The following is a 22,999-nucleotide window of genomic DNA, read 5'->3' as shown; positions in this document are numbered from 1 at the left end:
TATATTGCACATTGTTTTTTATGATTGAATTGAATGAGCCAATCAGAAGCCATCTTGCAATATGTCGGCGAAAATATACGTTTCTTCCGTGACCAATCGCAGCTCAGTCAACAAGAGTTAGCTGATCGGGCAGGGCTGAGCCGGCGAACCATTGCCTCACTTGAAACGGGACAGGTCAATATTAGTTTAGCGAAACTAGATGCTATCGCGAATGCTTTAGGAGTCGACTTTAAACGTCTGGTCAGTGCGCCTGAGATTGCAGATTCGGCAGTTGTTAACACGATTGCGTGGCAGGGGGAGCAGCTTGAAAGTCAGGCAGTTTTGCATGCTGCTGTTCCTGCACATGCACAGGTTGAATTGTGGACATGGAGTTTGGCAGAAGGAGAAACATATGTGGCCGAACCTGATCAACAAGGTTGGCAAGAATTAATCTATGTGATCGAGGGTGAGCTCAGTCTGGAATTAGAATCATGTACACAAGTGATTAGTGCTGGATCATCCATTTTATTTGAAAGCTCGACAGATTATCGTTATTGCAATCAAGGCAACGGTACGCTGAAATTTGTTCGTAATGTCATTTATTAGTATTAAAAAAAGAGCCAAATTTTTGAATTTGGCTCTTTCAGATTGATCGTTAATTGATATTAGATCGTTTCAAAATGATGTTTGCTATGCGTACCATATTTATCAATCATGATTGAGCTAGCTTCATTCAAACCACGAACGGTCACATTGGCACCATTTCTTTGAAATTTATTGACCACAGAATCTAGCATGGCAACGGAGGTAACATCCCAGATGTGAGAGTGTGTCAGGTCAATAATCACATCATTAACAGGTTCTTGAAAATCGAAGCTCTGCATGAATTTTTCTGATGAACTAAAGAAAATCTGCCCTTTAAGATCGTAAACGCGGACATCACCTTCAAAATAATGCTCGATATGAATATCATTTTCTAATTTATTAGCAAGGAATAACGCTGAAAGTAACACACCTGTCAGCACACCTAAGGCAAGGTTATGGGTGGCAACTACCACGGCAACGGTCGCGAGCATCACTATATTACTGCTCTTAGGATTGGCTTTAAATGTGGTTAATGACTTCCATTCAAAAGTACTGATCGAAACCATGATCATCACCGCAACCAATGCCGCCATTGGAATGACTTTTAACCAGTCACTAATAAACACGACCAAAATGAGTAAGAATATACCTGCACAGAAGGTTGAAAGACGTGCACGACCACCTGATTTTACATTGATGATCGATTGACCAATCATGGCACAGCCTGCCATCCCTCCCATGAAACCAGAAGCGATATTGGCAATGCCTTGACCTTTACATTCTTGGAATTTATCACTGGGTGTATCTGTCATTTCATCAATGATCGTTGCGGTCATCATTGATTCAAGTAAACCCACAGCAGCCAAAGCAATTGAATAAGGCAAAATGATTTGGAGTGTTTCTAGGTTAAGCGGAATATCGGGTAGTAAAAAGATCGGTAAAGTATCTGGTAACGAGCCCATATCACCGACAGTACGAATATCAATTCCGAAATAAATAGCAACGAGCGTGACAGTAATGATGCAGACCAATGGTGAAGGTAAAAAGCTGCCAATTTTAGGAATCAATGGAAATAGATAAATAATCGCTAAACCTAAACCAACCAGTGCATAAACATGCCATGTGACATTGACCAGTTCGGGCAGCTGCGCCATAAAAATCAAAATCGCGAGCGCATTGACGAAACCAATCACCACAGATTTAGAGACAAAGCGCATGAGTTTGGCGAGTTTGAGATAACCTGCAAGAATCTGAATGACGCCCGTTAAAATCGTTGCAGCCAGTAAATACTGCAAGCCGTGTTCTTTCACTAGTGTGGCCATAACCAGTGCCATCGCACCAGTTGCCGCCGAAATCATAGCAGGTCGTCCACCGACAAATGAGATCACGACTGCGATACAGAATGAAGCATACAAGCCGACTTTAGGGTCAACACCTGCAATAATAGAGAATGCGATTGCCTCAGGAATGAGTGCTAAACCGACAACCAGCCCTGCCAAAATATCCGCACGGATATTGGAAAACCATTGTTCTCGAACATTGGATAACATAGAAATAGCCTATTTTTTCTTTGAAAATTAAAGGCTAGTGATGTGATATAAAAACACAAGACTACACCACATCACTAGACAGTGATGAGTTACTTACAGATGGGATGTGTAAAAAACTAAGGTGGCGTAAGTGTCATTATGGGATGGAACTTTGAGATGAGAGTTTGGATAAGGATAACATTTAAGCAGAAAAAGCTCTAGTCATCATTTCAATCACTAGAGCGAATGCAGAGAATTACAATGATTGTTGGTCTAACAATAATTGAGCTTCACGAAGGTTAAGTGTACCTTCGTAGATTGCGCGACCTGTGATCGCACCTAAAATGCCTTTTTGACCTTTTAAGTTACGAACATCATCAAGGTTGGTCACACCGCCTGAAGCAATTACGGGAAGGCCTGAATAAGCAGCTAGATTTACAGTTTGCTCAACATTTACGCCTTGCATCATGCCATCACGCGCAATATCAGTGTAAACAATGCTAGATACGCCAGCATCAGCAAAACGTTTAGCAAGATCAGTTGCTTTTACATCAGTGACATTTGCCCAGCCATCAGTTGCAACCATACCATTGATTGCATCGATACCGACAATAATGTGACCCGCAAAACGTTTACATGCTTCTTCAACAAACTCAGGTTCTTTGACTGCTTTTGTGCCAATAATTACGAATGACACGCCAGCATCTAAATAGTGCTCAATCGTTTCAAGTGAACGGATACCACCGCCAATTTGAATTGGTAACTCAGGCTGAGCACGTGCAATTGCTTCAACGACAGGTTTATGAATCGGCGTACCAGCGAAAGCACCATTTAAGTCAACTAAGTGTAAGCGACGAGCGCCTTCATCAACCCAATGTTGTGCAGTTGCAACAGGATCATCAGAGAAAACAGTATCGTCTTCCATACGGCCTTGCTTTAAACGAACACATTTACCATCTTTCAGGTCAATCGCAGGGATGATTAGCATGCTTTCGCTCCTTGCATCATCATAAATTTAAATTGGCTACATATTATCAAAATATTGATCAATCGCTAAGCCTTGGATGCTGAACCTTCAAGTATTCTCACGACTTTTTGTTGTAATTGAGAAGGGAGGAGTTGATGTTGATACAAATATTTAAAAACCATGAGTGCAGCATAGGCATCTGCGGCAGCATAGTTGATCTGTTGAGGACTGAGTTGTTTCACTGACCAATTGGAGGTGCTGACTTTTTTACTTTTGGTTAAATAGCGTTGAAACAGGACTGCAATTGCTGTTTGTATCCCGACTTGGGAAGTATAACCAAAACTGGAGAAGCTTTTTGATAGATCAATATGGGACTTGAGTTCAATGCCTTTACTGCGAAAACTCGCACTATCATTTTTTAAACCAAAGCCAACTTTGAGCTGTTGTTCACTCTCCAAAATCGGTTTTAAGAAGCTGAGAATGTCAGGATTAACTTGAAACAGATATGCTTTCTCTGAGGTTGCAAGTTGTACGAGGTGTGGTCCAGTCGATTTTTCACCGACTTTGAATGTGGGTTTAGATTCAGTATCGAAGCCAAACACTTGAATGGAATAGAGTTCATCTTGAATGCTGAGACATTGTGTAAGCGTTTGAATGACTAAGATATCGTGAGTATCTAAATTTTGAAATGCAGGAAAAGTTCTTATTTCTTCTTTGCTTAAAAGTGCTGGCTTTTGCTGCATTTCGATTGGATTCAACTCAAATCTATTAGATGAGCTTAAACGTTTTTCTTGAAATGAAAAAGCCAAGTTAGAAAACTTGGCTTTGAGATAAAGATTCTATTTATTCAGCGTATCTATTCATTTGTTCCATTTGGATTTGTTGGCTTTTTTGAATATAGTTTTGATACTCAGGAATAGCAGTTGCTGCGATCGCTAAGATACTGAGTGGGAAAATGACGATATATATCCACCCTAAAACCTTTTCCCAACCTTGAGTAATACGTGGTGAGCCGTAGTTATTTTCAGTTTCATCGCCTTTTGCACAACTTAAATAGATAAAAAAGAATAAATTTATGAGTGGCAATAATGCTAACAATGACAGCCAACCTGTTTGATTTCGATCATGTAGACGACGAATCGAGAAAATGAAACTGAAATAGATCATTGCAATATAAACAATGACAAAGAGTCCACCGAATACATATAACGATGAGCCTGTTGATGAACTGCTAAAAGCAGGGACAAGAAACGCTGCGATAATACCTAAAATGAATACGAAGACCACGAGTAACATATTCCAGCCTAAATAAGATAGTCGGCCAAAACGTCCACTTGCACTAAAACCCGAATCATTTGTTTGAAGATGAGATGACATGTTATTTTCCTGTTGTCACTGATTTTTAAAATTAATTTTTTAAAAGATAAATTGTTTGGTTTTCATTCAAAGCGTTTGCATAATAAGCAAAAAATAATTGTAAATAAATAGAAATGCGCATGAAAAAAATTAGGCCAATATCAATTGACCTAATTTTGAATATTTAAAACAGCTGAAAACGAATTAAATTTTCCATTCCACAAAGTTTTTCAATAACTGTAAACCTGCTGTGTGGCTTTTCTCAGGATGGAATTGTGTCGCGAACAGATTATCTTTATGAATCGCGGTACAAAAGTTTAAGCCATAATCACAAGTTGCTGCAGTGACTGTCGCATCTTTGGGTTCTACATAGTAGCTATGAACGAAATAGAAGCGTGCATCTTGTTGAATGTTGTTCCACATTGGATGACTTGGATCTAGTTGATGCACTTGGTTCCATCCCATGTGTGGCACTTTTAGGTTTGGAATTGCTGGGAAATGTTTAACAACACCATCAAAAATACCTAATGCTTCTACGCCGCCATTTTCTTCAGAGCTTTGTAGGAGCGCTTGCATACCAACACAAATTGCTAAAACGGGTTTGTTGAAAGCGGCTTTGCGAACAACTTCATCAATTCCTGCTTCATGCATCCCTTGCATACAGTCACGCATGGCGCCAACACCAGGGAATACAATTTTATCTGCTTTTTCAATAAGTTTTGGGTCGTTGGTCACGTCAACTGTTGCACCCACATGCTCTAAAGCTTTTGCTGCTGAGTGTAAGTTGCCCATGCCATAATCAAGTAAAGCAATACGAGTCATTACAGGCTACCTTTGGTCGAAGCAATCATACCCTCTGCACGAGGATCAACTTCACACGCCATACGTAATGCACGTGCTAAAGCTTTGAAGACACTTTCGATCTGATGGTGGCTATTTTTTCCTTTCAGGTTATCAATATGTAATGTCATCAGTGCATGATTGACAAAACCTTGGAAAAATTCTGAAAATAAATCGACATCAAAGGTTCCGATGCGTGCACGAGTGAATGGAATATCCATAAACAAGCCCGGGCGACCAGACAAATCGACTACAACACGAGAAAGTGCTTCATCGAGAGGTGCATAAAAATGACCATAACGACGTAAGCCTTTTTTATCACCTAAAGCTTGCGCAAAGGCTTGTCCCAAGGTGATTCCACAGTCTTCTACGGTGTGATGATCATCAATTTCGAGATCACCATCGCAATGAATGTCGATATCAAATAGACCATGGCGCTTGATTTGATCAATCATATGGTCTAAAAATGGAACTCCAGTGTTGAGTGTGCCTTGACCAGTACCATCGAGATTGAGACGAACTCGAATTTTTGTTTCGTTGGTATTTCTTACCACTTCACTGATACGTTGCGTCATGGACACGTTCCTCAAAAAACGTCAAAAATGATTGAATTAAAAACCAATAGTTTCGCTGTGACGAAAAAGTGACAGCATCATAGTTTGCTCAGGAGGGTTAATCAATGCCTATTACCGTACATGCTTACAGTTCACTAGAAAATCTAGGGATTCGTACCCAGCTAGAGCGACTTTATGACACCAGCCCAGAGTTTGGTGATGGGCAAGATGCGATGGAGCAACTTGAACAAGATCTACAGCAATATACCACAGTTTATACCGCTGAATTTAACACCAAAATTATAGGTGCAATCTGGGTCACAGGACAAGGTGAAAGCCGTGTTTTGGAATATATAGTTGTGCACCCTGCCAATCGTGGTCGAGGTGTGGCGGAACGCTTAGTTGAAGAGGTTTGCCGTATGGAAGAGGAGCAAGGGGTAAAACAATTCGAACCGGGTTGTGGCGCAATCCATCGCTGTTTATCGCATATTGGTCGAATCTGAAAATATGATTTTCACCTAGACTCTGGAGCAAAATTAAACACTTAATAGAAAAATCCACAAATTTGCTTGACGGATTTTGACAAACATTGTTTAATACGCCCACTTTGGCGCGATAGCTCAGTCGGTAGAGCAACGGATTGAAAATCCGTGTGTCCCCAGTTCGATCCTGGGTCACGCCACCATAGATTTGTATTTTCAATCCCTGATCCCATCAGGGATTTTTTTTACCCAAAATATTTTGCGTGAAAAATGGGCAATTAAATCAAAAGCTCAGGATAATTGTTGACTATTGAGCTGAGATACGGCTTAATACACGCCATTGGCGCGATAGCTCAGTCGGTAGAGCAACGGATTGAAAATCCGTGTGTCCCCAGTTCGATCCTGGGTCACGCCACCATATTCAAAAAGCCTCAAACTTAAGTTTGGGGCTTTTTTTATACTTCAAAATAGACCTATTCATTATTATTGTTACGCTATTGCTCTCGTTAAGTGCCTATTAATTAATAGCTTATGAATAAAAAGAATATGTACTTCAATTTTACTTAGTTATATGAATAAAAGAAAAACAATATACTTTGATATATATTATTTTTAATGCAGATAAACTATGCAAAAGTCTCTCGGGGTTGTTTTACCAGTTCTTATTTTATCTACGCTATCTCAGCATAGTTTCGCAACTACAGGCTATTTCATGCATGGCTATGGAGTAAAGGCGCAGGGTAACGCAGGAACCTCTATAGCGGCATTTAACGATGCTTTAACGATTGCGAGTAACCCATCAGGTCTAGCATGGTTAGACAGTCGCGTGGATGTTGGTGCAACCTTATTTAACCCGAAGCGCTCTAGCGAGATTGTAGGAAATCTAGCGGGTGCGAATGGACAATATAGTGCGAATGGTCGTGAATACTTTGTTTTACCTGAAATTGCGATTAATAAGAAGGTAAATGACAGTGTTGCTCTAGGTCTGGCAGTTTATGGGAATGGTGGGATGAATACTTCATATCGGAATAATCCTTATGCTGCTTTTGGTAATACAGGTGAAGCAGGTGTGGATTTAACACAGATCTTTGTTTCTCCATCTGTAGCTTGGCGGTACAGCGAAAATCAGTCTATTGGTGTTGCAACGAATTTTCTCTACCAGCGTTTTGAAGCGAAAGGCATTTCCGGTTTTGCACCATTTTCTACAGATGGTGAGCATTTAAGTAATCAAGGCAAAGATTCATCGACAGGAATCGGTGTTCGCGTGGGTTGGAGCGCTAAGTTAAATGACGTAGTGACTGTCGGTGCAAATTACTCATCAAAAATTAAAGCAGACAAGTTTGATCAGTATCGTGGCTTATTTGCTCAAGCAGGCAGTTTTGATGTTCCTGAAAGTTATGGTGTAGGGGTTAGTGTAAAAGCCAGCCCTGCACTAACACTGCTAGCTGATATACAGCGTATCAACTATTCGGATGTGGATTCTGTCGGCAACGTCTTTAGTTTTGATTCATTAATGGCGGGCAATGCTTTTGGTTCTGAAAAGGGGCAGGGTTTCGGTTGGAAAGATATTAATGTTTATAAAGTGGGTGCAAGTTATCAATTGAATCCACAACTTACTCTACGTGCAGGATATAGCCATAATGATCAGCCTATTTCTGAAAGTCAGACTTTTTTAAATATTTTGGCGCCTGGTGTTATTAAAGATCACGTTAGTGTTGGAGCAACATGGAATATTGATCGAGCACAAGAGCTGAGTGTTGCTTATACCTACGGTTTAAAAGAAACCGTTAAAGGGAATCAATCGATTCCAACAGTATTTGGTGGTGGAGAAGCCAATATTGAGATGGATCAGCATATTCTGGGTCTTTCGTATGGTGTGAAGTTTTAACAATAAAAAAGCTGAATCATAAAGATTCAGCTTTTTTCACATCAGAAAATTCTGTGTATTTATGCAGTCTTTGCAAGTGAGTCAGCAACAAGCATTTGACCTGTTTCTTCAAAGTTTGCATGCCATGACAATGCTTCACGTAAAATGTGAGGTGTATGTCCACCACGTTCACAAGCACGCTCAAAGTAGTCATTTAACGCACCTTGATACAGCGGATGTACACAATTATCAATAATGACACGAGCACGCTCACGAGGCGCTAAACCGCGTAAATCAGCAAGACCAACTTCAGTTACTAAAATATCTACATCATGTTCGTTGTGGTCAACGTGGCTGACCATTGGAACGATTGATGAAATGTCACCACCTTTGGCAATTGATTTAGTCACGAAGATGGCTAAATGCGCATTACGAGCAAAGTCACCTGAACCACCGATACCATTCATCATCTTCGTGCCACACACATGCGTTGAGTTCACGTTGCCGTAGATATCAAACTCAAGGGCAGTGTTGATACCGATGATTCCTAAACGACGAACAAGTTCAGGGTGATTGGAAATTTCTTGAGGGCGTAGCACCAATTTGTCTTTGTATTTTTCGAGATTTCCGAAAACACGTTCGCCACATTGTGCTGATAACGTAATAGAACTGCCTGAAGCAAATTTCATTTTACCTGCATCGATTAATTCAAAAGTACAGTCTTGAAGTACTTCAGAATACATCACTAGATCTTCAAAATTAGAATCTTTTAAACCTGTTAATACGGCATTGGCAATCGAACCAATACCTGCTTGTAAAGGACCTAAGTTTTTCGCCAAACGACCCGCAGCAACTTCTTTTTCAAAGAAGGCAATTAGATGATTTGCGATACCTTGAGTCTCAGCATCAGGTGCAGTCACAGTCGATGGCGAGTCCGCTGTGTCGTTAAGCACGATACCAACGATTTTCGCAGGATCAATTTGAATTGCAGTCGAACCAATACGATCATCAACTTTCGTCAACGGTACAGGTGTACGTGTTGGACGGTAAGTTGGGATGTAAATATCATGCAAACCTTCGAAGTTTTCACTTAAAGACGTATTGATTTCTACAATCACTTTTTCAGCGAAGATCGCGAAGCTCGCAGAGTTCCCTACAGATGTTGTTGGAACAATATGACCTTCTTCTGTGATTGCAACAGCCTCAATCACGGCTACATCAGGACGCTTGAGCTGCTGGTTACGCATTTGCTCAACAGTTTCAGACAAATGTTGGTCAATGAACATCACTTCGCCATTGTTAATTGCACGACGTAAAGTGTTGTCAACTTGGAATGGCATACGACGCGCAAGAACACCTGCTTCAGTCAGTTGTTTGTCTAAGTCGTTTCCAAGGCTAGCGCCCGTAATTAACGTGATTTTTAACGGATTTTTTTTAGCTTGTTCAACCAGTGCTTGAGGGACTGCTTTTGCTTCCCCTGCACGAGTAAAGCCACTCATCCCAACCGTCATATCATTTTCAATAAAGCGAGCTGCCTGCTCAGCACTCATCACTTTGTCGTGAAGAGATGCAAGGCGAATACGACTTAAAGACATCATCCATTCTCAATATTGCTTTTTCATTAGATATGGATTTTAGCGCTAAAAGTGCAAAAGTGAATTGGACTACTGCTAAGGTCTAATATGTGAAATAGAAGATGATTTTTGACTACAAATAAGTGGCATTTTTAATGAGCAAAAATCAGTTTAAAAATGCCCTGTAAGTGTTTGTTTAATCTTGCCAATCGTATTGCTCGGGTTTTCTTCAGGCTCTTGAGTTGAGATTGGAAGAGAGATGACCACTTCTAAACCGCCTTGCTCACGATTACGAATATTGATTTGTCCTTGATGAATATCCACGATGCGTTTTACGATCGCTAAGCCTAAACCGCTTCCTTGGACTGTTCGTGCAGAATTACCTCGAACAAAGGGTTGCATCAGCTCTTCAACTTGATCAGGTGGAATACCTTCACCGTGATCTGCCACAGTAATTAAAATATGTTCATCAACGTAACTGGCTGACAGTTCAATTGGTTCAGCACCATAACGCTTGGCATTGTTAATTAAATTGGCAATTAAGCGTTTTAGAGACAAGCTACGTGCAGGAATAATCGGTAATTCTTGCATCTCAAAGCGAATGTCGAGCGGCTTAAACTGGATTACTAATTCTTGTAATAAAGTATTGATATTGGTATCGGTTAATTCCTCATCCGAACCATCCCGCATGTATGAAATGAATTGGTTCAGAATCGCATCCATATCATCGACATCGTATACCAAGCCTTCACGTAGAAACTCATCTGGGAGCATTTCCGCAGTTAATCGAATTCGAGTTAATGGTGTACGTAAATCATGAGAAATCCCTGCCAACATAATTTGGCGATCACGCTCTGTCTGTTCCAATGTATACACCATATGGTTAAACGCTTGGTTCACTTGACGGATTTCTAAAGGACCATGATTGGTATCGAGGTAAGGGGCTTTACCTGTTTTACTATAATTGTTGGCTGCATTCTGTAATCGACGCAGTGGCCGATTCATTTGACGAACCAAAATTAAAATAATAATTGAAGATAAAATGGGTACACCAAATAGCCATGTTGCGATCAACTCAACACTATAGTTAGTGTAAGTTTTTAAGGGTTCTCGAACCCAATTGCCATTCATTTCTGGTGTTTGAATCCAGATACGAGGGATTGGTTTAAATTTGAAATAAACTGTCACATTGTCAGCATTATCAACACCAAGTTCTTTCGCCAATTTTTTTTCGATTTGGTTGGTAAATAACTCTGCTAAAAATTTATCTTCGACTTTTGGAAATTCTTTGGGATCAGTAATGTACTCAATCCCAATCCTATTTTTAAGCCACGTATCAACATCGACTTCTGTGTCACGATGCAAAATACGAATATCAGGATTGTTGACTAGTTCTAATTCAATCGCGAGGTAGCGAGCGTGTTGCTGTAATTCAGGTAAATAAAGTGTTCGCCAAAAGAACCACAAAGACATAAAGAGGCTGAAAAACACCATAAAGAGTACCAAAATCGTGGTACGCATTGCGGCGGAGCGTGGTTTGATTTTATCTAAAAAACGTTCCCACTTTGTTCGTGGTCTTTCAGAATACGAAACAAAATCTGTAAATGCTTGTGGATCAATTGGTTCAAGTTTCAAGGTTTAGATTCCTGATTTTATTCCGCGCCATCTGGAACAAAAACGTAACCTACACCCCAAACAGTTTGGATGTAACGCGCACGGGCAGGGTTATCTTCAATCAGACGACGTAAACGAGAAACTTGAACGTCAATTGAACGCTCCATTGCACCCCATTCACGGCCACGTGCCAAGTTCATCAGTTTGTCGCGAGTTAATGGCTCACGTGGATGCTGCACAAGCGCTTTTAATACAGCAAATTCGCCCGTCGTAAGTGTAACCACTTGACCTTCACGGGTTAAAGTACGAGTAGAAAGGTCTAACGCCCAAGGACCAAAGCTGACCACTTCAACTTGTTGACTTGGTGCACCCGGTACTTCACGTACTTGGCGACGTAATACGGCACGAATACGCGCTAACAATTCATTTGGATTAAATGGTTTTGGCAAATAGTCATCTGCACCTGCCTCAAGACCCGCAATACGGTCAGAGTCACTACCACGTGCAGTTAGCATAATAATTGGGGTATCAATATTTGATTGACGCAAACGACGACAGATACTTAAACCATCTTCTACAGGGAGCATAAAGTCGAGGACGATCAGCGAGAACAACTCACGTTGTAATAAACGATCCATCTGTGTTGCATCATGAGCAGTTTTTACGACGAAACCTTTATCTTCTAGGAAACGTTGTAAAAGCGTACGCAAACGCACATCGTCATCGACCACTAAAATGCGTTCGACACGATCTGTCTCATGGTGTACGGTTTCCGTCGATTCAGCAGGTACAACTAAACTCATGATGTGCTCCTTTATCGTTTATTGTCATCGTCATTATGCAATGCTTGGGAGTATACGATTCATTGCACAGGTTTGGCTATGTTATAAAGCAACAAATATTGCCAATAAAATCAAGAGATAGATACCAAATATATACAGGTAAAATTATGACAAACAATCTATTTTTCAATATTTAGAGTAAAAAATGTCGATATTTTAGAAACATTCATCAATTTGCAAAAAATACTCGCCAAATATTCAAAAAAACAATGGTGGATTTTATAGCCGTGGACTTTATAATCAGTGCTTTTAGACTTAACCCTTGTGGAATCAATCACGATGACTGACTTAGTTCAGCAGTTGGCAAATGAACTTGCCGTACGTCCAAACCAAGTAGAAGCTGCTATTCGTTTAATTGATGAAGGCGCTAGTGTTCCTTTTATCGCACGTTACCGTAAAGAGGTCACGCAAGGCTTAGACGATACTCAATTACGTCAACTCGATACACGTTTAGCCTATTTACGTGATTTATACGAGCGTCGTGAGAAAGTGATCCAATCTTTAACAGAACAAGATAAATTAAGCGATGACTTACTGGCGCGTGTAAATGCAGCAGAAACTAAAAATGCATTAGAAGAAATTTACGCACCGTATCGTCCGAAACGTACGAGTAAATCATTTAAAGCAAAAGAAGCGGGCTTAGGTCCAATCGCTGAAAAGATAATTGCAGAACAAGTTGATCCAACAGAAGCTTTGGCTGGTTTTAGCCACGAAGATTATCCAGATGTTGAGAGTCAATTGGATGCAATCCAACATATTTTGATCGATGATTGGGCACAAAATATTGCCTTAACGACTGAATTAAAACAAACTTTTGCAAAAACTGCTGTTCTAAAAAGTGCAGTTGCTTCTGATGAAAAGAAAGAAGTCGGCAAGAAGTTCCGTGATTATTTCGAATTCTCAGAAAATCTGAATAAAGTTCCTTCTCATCGCTTATTGGCAATGTTACGTGGTCGTCAAGAAAATGTACTTGGTTTAAAAGTAGATGGCGAAGATGAAGCTCCATTGGCTCGTATTGAAGTTGAATATAATCTTGAACAAATTCAACCACAAAGCCGCCAAGATTATTTAAAACAAACTGCAAAATTATTTTGGTTAGGTAAGATTCGTCCTCAGATTGAGCATTCATTGCTGACGGATAAGCGCTTGGCTGCTGAAGCAGAAGCTATGGATGTTTTTGCGGAAAATTTACGTCATTTATTACTTTCTGCACCTGCGGGTGGTCGTACAACTCTAGGTGTTGACCCTGGTATTCGTACTGGCGTGAAACTCGCTGTTGTAAATGATGCGGGTGATGTGTTGGCACATAGCACGATTTATCCATTTGCACCGAAAGAAGATAAAGAAGGTTCGATTGCTGAACTCGCACGTTTATGTCGAGAGTTCCACGTGGAACTTATTGCGATTGGTAATGGTACTGCGAGTCGTGAAACAGAAGCCGTTGTTGCTGAAATGATGGCTGCGAATACGGATCTGCAATTGACGCGTGTAACTGTCAGCGAAGCAGGCGCATCGGTTTATTCGGCGAGTGAGCTTGCTGCGCAGGAGCTTCCTGATCTTGATGTATCGATTCGTGGTGCAGTTTCGATTGCACGTCGTTTACAAGATCCATTGGCTGAACTCGTTAAAATTGATCCAAAATCAATTGGTGTTGGTCAGTATCAACACGATGTAAACCAGACGGGTCTAGCAAAAACTTTGGATGCAGTAGTTGAAGACTGTGTGAATGCTGTTGGTGTAGATGTGAATACAGCTTCACCTGCGATTTTGGCTTATATTGCTGGTTTAAATAAATCAATTGCACAGCAGATCGTTGAATATCGTAAAGAAAATGGTCGTTTTGATAACCGTCAATCGTTGAAGAAAGTGCCACGTTTAGGTGAGCGTACTTTTGAACAGTCGGCAGGTTTCTTACGTGTTCAAGATGGTTCTGAACCATTGGATGCATCAGCTGTTCACCCTGAAAGTTATGGTCTGGTAGAAAAAATCGTTGCAGCGAAAGCAACTACGGTTAAAGACATTATTGGCAATACCGAGATTATTCGTCAGGTTAAAGCAGATGAGTTTGTTGATGACAAATTTGGTTTACCGACGATTCAAGACGTTTTAGCAGAATTGGAAAAACCAGGTCGTGATCCACGTCCTGAGTTCCGTACTGCGAAGTTCCGTGAAGACATTACTGAAGTTGCGCAATTGACTGAAGGTATGCAGCTTGAAGGTGTCGTAACTAATGTCACGAACTTTGGTGCATTCGTTGACGTGGGTGTACATCAAGATGGTCTTGTGCATATCTCTGAACTTGCAAACGAGTTTGTCTCAGATCCGCATAAAGTGGTAAAACCGGGTCAAATCGTACAAGTACGTGTGATGCAGGTCGATGTGGAACGTAACCGTGTGAACCTCAGTATGCGTGCTGAAGGTGCTGCTCCAGCAAAAGCACCGCGTCAACAACGTCCACAGCAAGACCGTACTGAGCGTAAACCACAAGGTCAACGCCCACCACGTAAAGAGGGCGACTTTAAGCGTCCACAAAATAACAAGCCAAAAACTGAAAAACCGCAAGAGCAAAAAATCGGTGGTTTAGGTGCTTTGTTATTGCAAGCAGGAATCAAAGGCTCTAAGTAATTGAATTGAGTCCCTAAAAACCTTCCTTCGGGAAGGTTTTTTTATTCTTTATTGGCGTTGAGTGATGAACGTAAAAGCTTTTCTTTGGATAATAAGTACGTTAAATTTTTATCATTGGTTGATGTTTTTAAATGATTAATATCTAAAATAATCTGTTCTAAAAACACTTGGTAATCTGTAGGGTTTAGCAGCTTTTCTGCAAGTGCAATCCCTTCCATTTGAATGTGATAATTTAAGCCAATTTTGCGTAATAGGTTTAACGCGAAAGGCGGGCATAACAATATATCGAGGGAAAACTGGAAAATTTTAGTCCAAGACAGTTGTAATGATTTCCGTTTTAAAATAACAAAAAGTAAAGATGAGATATTAAGAATATAGATCGTAATAATTGTGATTGCTAAAGGTAAATAACTTAATTTGAGTAGTAACAACAGAGGGAGTAAGACCAGTGTTAATAATGATATCAACATATTAGTCCATTGTAGTGGTCTCAATGTTTTGCTAATCAATAGAATAGAGTCGACATCTGTGGACTGATCTGATGGTATGGATTGTTTTATTTTCCAAGCACATCTAAATATCAATTGATACGAAAAGAACATATTAGGAATAAATAAATACTTACTCAAAAAACTAAATGATTTCGTAATGTGTTGGAATTTAAAGCTTGAGCGAATACCCTTAGTCACATTGAATTCATTAAAAAAATATAAACGAGCAGAGTCATAAAGATAAAATCCATATAACCCGATAATGATCAGTATTTCTAAGGGTAAATGCATTTATGATTTATTACGTTTGAACAAAGAGCTAATCCATCCACCCAAAGCAACCACACCCACAGCAACAAACTTCCATGCTGCTGCAAAAAAGGCTGCAATTGCTGCCCAGAAGCCTTTCTTAGTTGCTACAACGGCTGCACCACCCGCAATTAAAGCGGCTAAGCCATATTCTGCAACTTTATCACCTTCACGATATTCAGAATATTTCTCACCAAAGTTATATTCGAATCCTTTTAAACTTGATTTAAAGGCATCAATATTTTGAGTTAGTCCTTCTTCATCAGAAACGAGTGTGGCACTGGTTACACCTGTACGACCTAAGATACGAATGGTGTAATTGATTGCTTCTGAATTATTATCATCACGAATTTTCAATGCCCATTCTAAACGTTTAGTTTGATTGTCATAATGTGGCGGCACTGCCCAACCCACTGTATAAAGTTTTGGAAAACCTAAACGCTCACGTTCTTTATTCGATGGCTCATCTGAGGCTTTAAGCTGTTCTAATAATGCATCTGCATCTATTTTTTCATCATCTTTTACATATCCAGCGGGATCAAAATCAAATGTTGCCCACCATGAATTATCTGGAGCAACAAGAATATTGGTGCTGCCACTGGTAAGATTGCCTGTTAATTCTAGAAATTTATCTGAGTTAACAGGATCTAAAAATCCTTCATCTTTGAGCGTATTTAATGTCGCGACATTGGCAACATTTTCTTTTTTAGGACCTAAATGCCAATCTAGTTTTGACATCGGATTTTCTTCAGCTTGTTGAGTTTGCGTGTTATTCACTGTGGTTTCTTCAGTTGATGCTGAAGCAAATGAATAACTTGGCGCTGAAGCTGCACCCAACATAGAAAAACTTAATGCAATTGCATAACTCAAAGAGGTTAATTTTTTCGGTTGTAACTGATTTAACATGAAATTCTCACAATATTTTAGCTATTCGTTTTATTACAATTTATTGAATAAATTATCAGCGGATTCTAAAATATTTTTATCTAAAATTAAAATAATTTTTTAATCATTTAAAATAAAAGCATTTATTTATATTGGAATGTAATAAATATAATTGTTCAAATATATATTGATGGTTTAATAAATTTATTGGGAAAAATATAGCAGTATGATGAGCTTGGGGATGAGTTGAATGTACTGGATTTTGAAAAACAGCAATTTTATTCTATAAGTTTCATGCAATCGCGTTAACCTGCAATGATGTATACATGCCTTAGGAGGTCGTGATGTCGCGTAGACCTCGAGAACAAGTGGATTATTTACACCTTGAAGAACTCGGTGGTTTAGAAATGTTGAAAGCCAGTTACTTTCAACAGGAGTTTTCTCGTCATGTTCATGAAGGTTTTTGTATTGGTGTCATTGAAGAGGGCGCACAACGCTTTTATCGAACGGGTGGCAATCATGTTGCACCACAAGGCGATATCATTTTGGTCAATGCCGATGAAGTCCATACAGGATCTTCTGCAGTAGAAACGGGTTGGCGTTATCGAGCGATTTATCCAACACCAGAAGTTTTCCATGAGTTAACACGAGATCTCACCACGATTCATGGGACAGCACCGTGGTTTAGAGAGGCGGTCTTACATGATGAAGGTTTAGCACAACAGTTTCGTTTGCTATTCGATCTGCTTGAACAGCCGAGCAATACTTTGCTCAAACAAACTTTATTTTTATCAACAATAGCATGGCTTGTTTCTAAATATAGCCAAGTACGTCCAACGGCTGTTGATCTGAGTAATGCGAAGCAACGTATATTAAAGATTAAAGAATTAATGGCGAGTATGCCTGAGCAAGAGTTTTCCCTCATTGAGTTGGCAGAAATGGCAAATTTGAGTCAGTGGCATTTTCTACGCCAGTTTAAAAAGCATGTTGGACTCTCACCCCATGCATGGTTAATCCAAGCGCGGTTACAGAAATCACAAAAGCTATTGAGGCAAGGATTAAATTTATCAGAGGTCTCGCAACAGTGTGGCTTTTCTGATCAAAGTCATTTTAGTCGTCATTTCCGTCAAACTTTCGGTATTACACCGGGCGGTTATATCGCCTACCTCAAATAAAACAGCAATTTTATACAATTCGAATACATCGAAATTTGGCATAGTCATGATCTGTTCGACGAGTAATTGTGATTTTGATGTTAACTGAAAGCATAGATGACACCCCAATGTCTCAATCCAAGGCATTTCTCAATGGTGTGATCAAAATTCTCCCCCTGTGTTTTGCCGTTTTACCTTGGGGATTATTGGCGGGTTCAATGGCGATTCAAGCTGGGTTAACCACGCTGCAAGCAATCGGCATGTCGGCATTAGTTTTTGCAGGCGCAGCGCAATTGATGACGCTTGGTTTAGTGATGGTGGGTACACCTACGTTGACGATTATTATTTCGGTGTTTCTGATTACGACACAGCATTATTTATATGCGTTGTATTTACGCGATGATATTTCTAAGCAGCCATTGAAGCATCGGCTTATGCTTGGCTTTTTACTCACAGATGAGTTATTTGCGGTCAGTATCAAAAAACAGCAACACTATATTTATTATTTATTGGGTGCAGGCATTTGTTTTTATCTATGTTGGGTACTATTCAGTATTTGTGGTGTGTTGCTTGCGGCATCCGTACCAAATTTAGATCAATATCATTTAGATTTTTCGATTGTTGCGACATTTATCGCAATCGTAGTTCCGTTTATTAAGAATCTCAATACGCTCGTTGGCGTGATGGTGTCTGTAGTACTTACGATTGTGTTTTTGAGTCTAGGAATTAAAAGTGCGGCAATTTTAGCGGGTGTCATTGGGATGCTGACCGCGACTTGTTTGCAGAATCTTCGGGAGCGTGCGGCATGAATTGGTTTCTTCTGATTATTCTAGCGCTCGTCGTTTTTATGAATCGCTATATTCTGCTTGAACCGAATATTCCTTTACGTTTACCGAAGTGGTTTCAACAATCATTGCAATATTCAGCACCTTGTTTACTCACCGCAATTGCCACCCCGATTGTCTTTATGGATGAGCAAGGCGTATTTCGTTCGACATTACTAAACCCATATTTTCTTGCCACAGTCTTAACAATTGGAATTGCTTATACGGTACGACATACCTTAGCGACGATTATTCTCAGTTTGGCATGTTTTTACGCTTTGGTTTTTTGGTTGAATTAAAGAAACTTGGGTCATGAGTGGCATGAACCCAAGCTTTAAATTTGCACCTCTTAGCGTGTGGTATAACCACCATTGGCAAAAATAGTTTGTCCTGTGATCCACCATCCATCTGTTACTAAGAAGCGAACCAATGGTTCAATATCTTCAATTTTAGTCAATCCGCCTAATGCAGATGCCGATTTATGATAAGCCACCGCTTCAGGTGCTTCTTGCCCATAGAAGAACGGTGTATCCATTGGGCCTGGGGCAACAGCAGTGACTGAAATACCACGTTCACCAAACTCTTTAGATGCGGCACGAGTGTAGTGTTCGACTGGCGCTTTTAAACCCTCATAGGTTGAGTATAGTCCTGTGTAGGCCGCCAATAGACTGGTGGCGATGGTACAAATTTTTCCATTTGGATTGAGATGTCGGCCTGCTGATTGGATAAAGAAATAGGCAATTTTATTGTTGATGTCATTCATTCCATCAAACTCTTGTTCAGTGGTATCTAAATATGGTTTTTTGAGCACACGTCCAACGGTATTAATCGCGATATCCACACCACCAAACTCTGCTTTAGCTCGTATAAAAAGTTGTTCGATATTTTGAATATTGGATAAATCAGCTTGAACCAAAATCGCTTTGATCCCGAATGCTTGGACTGCTTTTAATGTTTCCTCGGCATCTGCTTGGGTTGCAGTGCTATTGTAATGAATTAATAAGTTTGCACCTTGCTCAGCAAATTTACGTGAAATTAAACCACCTAAATTTTTTGCGCCGCCAGTGATTAGTACGGTTTTGCCTTTGAGATGATGTTGTGACATTTATTCTTCCTCATCATGTTGTGTATGAAATGATGCTAATGGAATTTATTTGTCTGAAATAGTTGTTAGTATTGAACTGATTGTGCAGAAAAGTTGAATAATAAAATGGATAAAATAGACCGTTTAAAAATCTTCTGTTTGGTGGCAGAGAAGCAATCGTTTGCGCAAGCGGCAGTGCAATTAGGCTTACCACGTTCCAATGTGACCTATGCGATCCAAGCGCTAGAAAAGGAATATGAAGTGCTGTTGTTTTATCGCACGACTCGTAAGGTGGCTCTCACGCATGAGGGCAGCTTGTTTTATGACGAAGCAATGCGTTTGGTTGCGCAATTAAAAGAGCTCAATCGTTTTAAAACGCAGGTACGCAGTCAGGAAGGTAAAATCAGCATTGGGATGCCGAAACGTTTAGCCACCCAAGTTTTGATTCCAAATTTAAAATCGTTTTATCAACGTTATCCAAAAGTGAAAGTTTTGATTAATGGCAGTGATGATTTTTCAAATTTGATTGAACAACAACTTGATTGTGTCGTTCGAGTCGGGCAGGTACAGGATGAATATTTACTGATCAAGCCGATTTGTCAAACTGAAATTTGGACATTGGCTGCGCCGCAATATTTGACTGAGTTTGGCATTCCTAAAGATTTTGATGAGCTGCAACAGCATTTTGCCGTTGATTATCATGTTGCCAAGCATTATCGAGAGCTGAGCGAATTAGTATTTAAAAATCATCGCGTCAAAATGCCATATCGTTTATTGATTGAAAATACAGAAGCCTATATTCAGGCGGGTTTAGCAGGATTGGGTATTATCCAGATTCCAGCGTTTGATGCGAAAAATTATGTACAACAAGGTCGATTACAGCGCTTATTTGAATACGTTCCTAGCTCTGAATTACCTGTCAATATTTTGCTTACAGACCGTCAATATCGTCCAGAATATTTTCAGGACTTCATTGATTGGCTTAATGATCTGCTGAAAAGTGAGCTTGCTGTCCATTGCTAGAATGATCCTTTAATATTTTGACAACTAAAGCGATTTACAGTAAAAAACTAAAATTAGAGTAATTGCTCTAATTTTATGGGGGATAAAAATGCACATTGGCAGGCAAGCATGGATGGTACAGACTTTAGGTGACTTATCCTTAAAAGATCGGATGCAGCTATTGAGTCATAGCTTATTTCCAGTCCTTAAACAGAGCATAAAAATGTATGCCTTAGCAGGTCGAACTCAGTCAAATGCTCGGTTGGGGTTGAGCTTAGACGATCTACTTTTGCCTGATAGCAATGATGTAAAACACGCGATTGAAAAAATGCAATCTTGTAGCTCAATCGCCTTACAAAATCACTGTTTGCGCACATGGCACTACGCAGTAGCCTTTGCCAAGATGCATGATTTAAAACATGATCATGAGTTGTTGGCGGTGTCTTGTTTATTACATGATTTAGGGATGACCGAACAACATTATCAACATCATGAAACTTGTCGTTGTTTTGCTGGGCAGGGCGCTTATGCTGCTAAGGATTGGTCCATTGAGCAAGGTTGGCAGATACCGCGTATTGATCAGTTGTTTGATGCGATTAGTATGCACATGAATCCTTATGTGGCTGTTGATGATGGCGTTGAAGCACATTTACTCCAACAAGCAGCAAGTTGTGATGTGATTGGAAGCCGAGGTTTTGAATTTTCGCCCCAGTTTAGACAACAGTTATTTCAACAATATCCACGTTTAGACTTTAATCAACACATGATCGAATTTATCCAGCATGAAGCATTTACACGTCCTCAGTCTCGTACAGCAATGGTCGTTCAGAGTGGCTTTAAGCATTTAGTCAATCTCAATCCATATCTGGAAAAAGCAGGACAATAAAAAAACCACCTTTGTCGAGCAAAAGTGGTTTGGATGAGGGCAGAATTTATTTAGTGATCATGTTCTAAATAAGCAGGTTTTTTCGGTAGCGCTAAACTACAGAAGAAACAGATGATGAGCATGATAATCACATAAACGAAGAAGGTATTTTCAATTCCTGCATCTTTAAATAACAAGGCAACGGAAGGTGCTGAACCGCCAAACAAGGCATTACCGACTGCATAAGAGAATCCGACGCCCAAGGCTCTGACATGAGGCGGGAACATCTCGGCTTTGACCAAGCCACTGATAGACGTGTAGAAACTTAGCAGCATCATTAAGAAGATCAGTAACAAGGCAATAATCACTGGCGAATCAACAAAACTGCGCATACCAATGACCATGACAGGATAGATAAAGATTGCGCTCAATAAGCTAAATGACAACATCGATGCACGACGACCAATTCGATCTGACAACATACCAAAGAATGGTTGAGCAATCATAAATACGAATAATGCCGCAGTCATGATAAAGCCAACGGTTTTACCTTCAATCCCGATATTGGTGAGATAAGTTTTAGAGTAGACCGTCACTACGTAAAAAGTCAGTGAACCTGCTGAGGTATAACCAACCACCAAGAGGAAAGTCTTCCAGTGTTGCTTTAATAGCGCGACCAAACTACCTGATTCTTCACGTTCAGCATCTTCATGCGATAAGGTCTCTTCTAAGCGGCTTCGAGCAGCTAAAGACAAGAGTGCTGCAATCCCCCCGATCACGAATGGAATACGCCAGCCACCATCATTCAGTTGCTGTTCCGTCATAAAACCCAGCAAAATAACGCCTAGCAAGCTGGCAAGTAGCTGACCACCTGACAGTGTTACGTATTGGAACGAGGCAAAAAAACCACGTTGCCCTTTCAAACCGAGTTCACTCATGTAAGTTGCGACGGCACCATATTCACCACCTACGGATAGACCTTGTAACAAACGAACCATGAGCAATAAGAATGGCGCAAGCATGCCGACTTGATCATAAGTTGGTAATGCCGCAAATAGAAATGAACTGAGTGCCATCAAGCAAATAGAGATCACCATAGACTTTTTGCGACCATGACGGTCGGCAATTCGTCCAAATAACCAACTTCCTATCGGACGCATAAAAAAGCTAGCGGCGAATACACCCCACACATAAATCGCTTTGGTGGTTGGCTCCATATCTGGAGCAGTCAGTGCGTGAGTAAAATAGGCAGCAAAAACGGCATAAATATAAAAATCGAACCATTCCACTAAATTCCCTGATGCCGCACCCACAATGCCTTTGATGCGACTCGTTCTTTCTTCCTTGCTATATGTCTGACTCATATATGTATGTTCCTTTCTCGACTAAGCAAGATTCGATAACTGAATCTTTGCAGAGTGTTATATACAGCTAAAAAAGCATGAAAATGACACTATTTTGTATGCTTTTTATGACTGTATTTTTATATGATGATAATCAGGACATTTTTGAATAATTATTTAAAAAACATGAGGCTGGGCAGTAGGGTCAATATGGAAAAGTTAATTTTA

22 protein-coding genes and 2 tRNA genes are annotated in these 22,999 nt (G+C 40.1%); 11 read left to right on the top strand and 13 right to left on the bottom strand.

The genetic code is table 11. From position 1 onward, the window contains the following. Nucleotides 1–33 precede the first annotated feature (33 nt). Entirely contained in the window at nucleotides 34–585 is a 552-nt protein-coding gene (locus IO68_RS29355; protein WP_023013881.1) for a helix-turn-helix domain-containing protein, read from the top strand. Between the two features lie 59 nt (nucleotides 586–644). On the opposite strand, the gene IO68_RS29350 is transcribed toward IO68_RS29355, so the two are convergent. The 6 genes from IO68_RS29350 to hisB form a co-directional block, all read right to left on the bottom strand. After that, nucleotides 645–2,114: a SulP family inorganic anion transporter gene (locus tag IO68_RS29350; protein ID WP_023013880.1), complete on the bottom strand. Its 1,470-nt coding sequence runs from the start codon at nucleotides 2,112–2,114 to the stop codon at nucleotides 645–647. Nucleotides 2,115–2,349: 235 nt separating this feature from the next. Next, a complete protein-coding gene (hisA, locus tag IO68_RS29345; protein WP_007480330.1) occupies nucleotides 2,350–3,081 on the bottom strand; it encodes a 1-(5-phosphoribosyl)-5-[(5-phosphoribosylamino)methylideneamino]imidazole-4-carboxamide isomerase in 732 nt (243 codons plus the stop codon). Between the two features lie 65 nt (nucleotides 3,082–3,146). Next, the gene (locus IO68_RS29340) at nucleotides 3,147–3,803 is read right to left on the bottom strand and encodes an exonuclease (RefSeq protein ID WP_023013879.1); all 657 of its coding nucleotides are present in this window, start codon (nucleotides 3,801–3,803) and stop codon (nucleotides 3,147–3,149) included. A 100-nt stretch (nucleotides 3,804–3,903) separates the two neighbouring features. Further along, nucleotides 3,904–4,437, bottom strand: coding sequence for a DUF805 domain-containing protein (locus IO68_RS29335; RefSeq protein ID WP_023013878.1), 534 nt, complete (start codon nucleotides 4,435–4,437; stop codon nucleotides 3,904–3,906). 183 nt (nucleotides 4,438–4,620) lie between these two features. Continuing rightward, complete coding sequence (gene hisH, locus IO68_RS29330; protein WP_023013877.1) at nucleotides 4,621–5,238, bottom strand: imidazole glycerol phosphate synthase subunit HisH; 618 nt, start codon at nucleotides 5,236–5,238, stop codon at nucleotides 4,621–4,623. After that, nucleotides 5,238–5,831: an imidazoleglycerol-phosphate dehydratase HisB gene (gene hisB, locus IO68_RS29325; RefSeq protein ID WP_004877928.1), complete on the bottom strand. Its 594-nt coding sequence runs from the start codon at nucleotides 5,829–5,831 to the stop codon at nucleotides 5,238–5,240. The genes hisH and hisB overlap by 1 nt, the downstream gene beginning before the upstream one ends. Before the next feature lie 104 nt (nucleotides 5,832–5,935). On the opposite strand from hisB, the gene IO68_RS29320 reads away from it, so the two are divergent. From IO68_RS29320 to IO68_RS29305, 4 genes are all read left to right on the top strand, one after another. Continuing rightward, entirely contained in the window at nucleotides 5,936–6,313 is a 378-nt protein-coding gene (locus IO68_RS29320) for a GNAT family N-acetyltransferase (RefSeq protein ID WP_004877925.1), read from the top strand. A gap of 106 nt (nucleotides 6,314–6,419) precedes the next feature. Next, nucleotides 6,420–6,495: transfer RNA gene (locus IO68_RS29315), tRNA-Phe, on the top strand. A gap of 139 nt (nucleotides 6,496–6,634) precedes the next feature. Next, nucleotides 6,635–6,710, top strand: a tRNA-Phe gene (locus IO68_RS29310). A gap of 210 nt (nucleotides 6,711–6,920) precedes the next feature. Further along, nucleotides 6,921–8,180, top strand: coding sequence for an OmpP1/FadL family transporter (locus IO68_RS29305; RefSeq protein ID WP_023013876.1), 1,260 nt, complete (start codon nucleotides 6,921–6,923; stop codon nucleotides 8,178–8,180). Between the two features lie 59 nt (nucleotides 8,181–8,239). Here IO68_RS29305 and IO68_RS29300 read toward each other — a convergent pair whose 3' ends face one another. The 3 genes from IO68_RS29300 to ompR all read right to left on the bottom strand — a co-directional run bounded on the left by IO68_RS29300 (nucleotide 8,240) and on the right by ompR (nucleotide 12,150). Continuing rightward, nucleotides 8,240–9,754, bottom strand: coding sequence for an acetyl-CoA hydrolase/transferase family protein (locus tag IO68_RS29300; RefSeq protein WP_023013875.1), 1,515 nt, complete (start codon nucleotides 9,752–9,754; stop codon nucleotides 8,240–8,242). A gap of 150 nt (nucleotides 9,755–9,904) precedes the next feature. Beyond that, a complete protein-coding gene (locus IO68_RS29295; protein WP_004877919.1) occupies nucleotides 9,905–11,368 on the bottom strand; it encodes an ATP-binding protein in 1,464 nt (487 codons plus the stop codon). A gap of 17 nt (nucleotides 11,369–11,385) precedes the next feature. Further along, the gene (gene ompR, locus IO68_RS29290) at nucleotides 11,386–12,150 is read right to left on the bottom strand and encodes a two-component system response regulator OmpR (RefSeq protein WP_004678831.1); all 765 of its coding nucleotides are present in this window, start codon (nucleotides 12,148–12,150) and stop codon (nucleotides 11,386–11,388) included. A gap of 318 nt (nucleotides 12,151–12,468) precedes the next feature. Between ompR and IO68_RS29285 the strand changes: the two genes are divergently transcribed. Next, complete coding sequence (locus IO68_RS29285) at nucleotides 12,469–14,814, top strand: Tex family protein (protein WP_007480305.1); 2,346 nt, start codon at nucleotides 12,469–12,471, stop codon at nucleotides 14,812–14,814. Between the two features lie 41 nt (nucleotides 14,815–14,855). Here IO68_RS29285 and IO68_RS34215 read toward each other — a convergent pair whose 3' ends face one another. Together IO68_RS34215 and IO68_RS29280 are read right to left on the bottom strand one after the other, a co-directional pair. Further along, nucleotides 14,856–15,284, bottom strand: coding sequence for a hypothetical protein (locus IO68_RS34215; protein ID WP_023013874.1), 429 nt, complete (start codon nucleotides 15,282–15,284; stop codon nucleotides 14,856–14,858). A 312-nt stretch (nucleotides 15,285–15,596) separates the two neighbouring features. After that, entirely contained in the window at nucleotides 15,597–16,520 is a 924-nt protein-coding gene (locus tag IO68_RS29280; protein WP_023013873.1) for a DUF2167 domain-containing protein, read from the bottom strand. A 323-nt stretch (nucleotides 16,521–16,843) separates the two neighbouring features. On the opposite strand from IO68_RS29280, the gene IO68_RS29275 reads away from it, so the two are divergent. The 3 genes from IO68_RS29275 (at nucleotide 16,844) to IO68_RS29265 (ending at nucleotide 18,776) form a co-directional block, all read left to right on the top strand. Beyond that, a complete protein-coding gene (locus IO68_RS29275; RefSeq protein WP_004877915.1) occupies nucleotides 16,844–17,674 on the top strand; it encodes an AraC family transcriptional regulator in 831 nt (276 codons plus the stop codon). Between the two features lie 77 nt (nucleotides 17,675–17,751). Beyond that, a complete protein-coding gene (locus IO68_RS29270) occupies nucleotides 17,752–18,462 on the top strand; it encodes an AzlC family ABC transporter permease (protein WP_023013872.1) in 711 nt (236 codons plus the stop codon). Further along, a complete protein-coding gene (locus tag IO68_RS29265) occupies nucleotides 18,459–18,776 on the top strand; it encodes an AzlD domain-containing protein (protein WP_007480296.1) in 318 nt (105 codons plus the stop codon). Before IO68_RS29270 ends, IO68_RS29265 begins: the two co-directional genes overlap by 4 nt. Nucleotides 18,777–18,826: 50 nt before the next feature. On the opposite strand, the gene IO68_RS29260 is transcribed toward IO68_RS29265, so the two are convergent. Further along, a complete protein-coding gene (locus IO68_RS29260; RefSeq protein WP_023013871.1) occupies nucleotides 18,827–19,582 on the bottom strand; it encodes an SDR family oxidoreductase in 756 nt (251 codons plus the stop codon). A 105-nt stretch (nucleotides 19,583–19,687) separates the two neighbouring features. Between IO68_RS29260 and IO68_RS29255 the strand changes: the two genes are divergently transcribed. Beyond that, nucleotides 19,688–20,584: a LysR family transcriptional regulator gene (locus IO68_RS29255; protein WP_023013870.1), complete on the top strand. Its 897-nt coding sequence runs from the start codon at nucleotides 19,688–19,690 to the stop codon at nucleotides 20,582–20,584. 88 nt (nucleotides 20,585–20,672) lie between these two features. Further along, entirely contained in the window at nucleotides 20,673–21,449 is a 777-nt protein-coding gene (locus tag IO68_RS29250; RefSeq protein ID WP_023013869.1) for an HD domain-containing protein, read from the top strand. Between the two features lie 50 nt (nucleotides 21,450–21,499). On the opposite strand, the gene IO68_RS29245 is transcribed toward IO68_RS29250, so the two are convergent. Further along, entirely contained in the window at nucleotides 21,500–22,792 is a 1,293-nt protein-coding gene (locus tag IO68_RS29245; RefSeq protein WP_004877905.1) for an MFS transporter, read from the bottom strand. Nucleotides 22,793–22,999: the final 207 nt, after the last annotated feature.

The organism is Acinetobacter sp. COS3, from assembly GCF_000475335.1.
GTDB lineage: Bacteria > Pseudomonadota > Gammaproteobacteria > Pseudomonadales > Moraxellaceae > Acinetobacter > Acinetobacter venetianus.
Note: the sequence above shows the minus strand (reverse complement) of the source record. Positions and strands in the feature narration are given on the sequence as shown.